We start from the raw sequence: 1441 nt of genomic DNA, 5'->3' as shown, positions 1-1441 counted from the left end.
ACGTGACTTGAAGTTCCTACTCGGTGACGAAATAGACGATAATGACTACCATAACGAGTTTGGCCTAAGCACTGAAAAAGGCCTGGGAAAGAGCCGGCTCTGGCGTCTCGACCCTTATTCTCTTATTGGCTACAGTTTTGAGAAAATGCCTGACTACATGGCATTGGCACTCTCCATAAGCCAAAAGCATCTGAAGCAAGTCTTACCTGTTGATACTCAGAATGTCCTTAAATCTATTTTTCAGGAAGCTCAAGACAAGCTTCTAAAACAAGAGAAGTCGATTTCCCCCAAGCATTATCAACGCCTGACTAGCGCCGTAGAATTTTTCCAACGCGGGCAACAGTTAAAGGCTGCCGATTTTGACCTGGAAATGCTAAACCGGATATACAGCGCTATCCTTCATCGCAAACGCCTGATACTAAGCTATCAAAGCCAAGGAAAACTCAAAGATTATGAGGTTCATCCTTTCGGCGTTGCGATTATGCTGCCGAAAATATATTTAGTCGCCAAGAAGGAAGGTGACATGCAAAAGGGCGATGAGGCTTTTCGAAGTTTCTTGATTCATAAGATAAGTGACTTAAGTGTTAGCAGTCACGCAAATGCGGTGCCTGAAGATTTCGAGCTAAAAAGCTATCTAGATCAAGGAAATATGGATGTCTTAATCGACTTTCAAGACGCTCAGACTTACACCCTGGAGCTGAGTATTACGACGGGAAAACACAGCAATTTAATACAAGACTTACACGACAACCCTATCAGTCACGATCAGGAGCTACATCACGCTCACGATGATGACTGGAGCTTAAGTGCTACAACTAAGCGCACGGTTCAACTCAGAAACTGGTTAATGTCATTAGGCCCTCAGGCCAAAGTGATATCGCCCGACATCATCAAACAGGACCTTATCGATAACATCGACTTGATACGGGCGAACTATATAAAGCGTCAACACTGACATTAAGTTTAAACGAGATAAGCATGAAACTATTGGCTCTAGCGTCAATACATACTTCCTCTATTAAACTGGCTCAACCAGTACCAAACGCATATCCTGACCTTCAAAAATCTCTTTTAAAGTGTCACGAACATTATGAATGTTGTCGCTTTTGATGCGGAAACGAAACTTAGTGCCTTTTTGAGTGAATGCGTTAATTCTGAACATATTAGATCTCCTGATGATATAGGTCAGCAGCATTTAATGTGTGCTGCTAAGTAAGTACAGGATCTATAATATGGAGCGGAGCGACATATTTTGTCGCTAAATAGGAGTTTTCTTTAATTTCCTTTATTTTTCTTAAGAAAATCTCGATGCCATTGCTCAAGACGCTCAGCAACCCCTAATAATACATAGTCGCTGCGTAGCGAAGAGAATACATCAAAGGCGTGTTGCGCCCCCGCGATCTCGGCAAACTCCACACTTTGCTTAGACACTTCATCTAGC

General features: G+C 42.5%; 2 protein-coding genes. One reads left to right on the top strand and one right to left on the bottom strand.

All coding sequences use genetic code 11. The features are described from left to right. Positions 1 to 955: YafY family protein (locus A3729_RS02775; RefSeq protein ID WP_068633096.1), on the top strand; the 955-nt coding region annotated here is incomplete at its 5' end. Positions 956 to 1018: 63 nt separating this feature from the next. On the opposite strand, the gene A3729_RS31275 is transcribed toward A3729_RS02775, so the two are convergent. Then, the gene (locus tag A3729_RS31275; RefSeq protein WP_156490390.1) at positions 1019 to 1162 is read right to left on the bottom strand and encodes a hypothetical protein; all 144 of its coding nucleotides are present in this window, start codon (positions 1160 to 1162) and stop codon (positions 1019 to 1021) included. Between the last annotated feature and the right edge of the window lie 279 nt (positions 1163 to 1441).

The organism is Oleiphilus sp. HI0043 (assembly GCF_001634935.1).
Note: the sequence above shows the minus strand (reverse complement) of the source record. Positions and strands in the feature narration are given on the sequence as shown.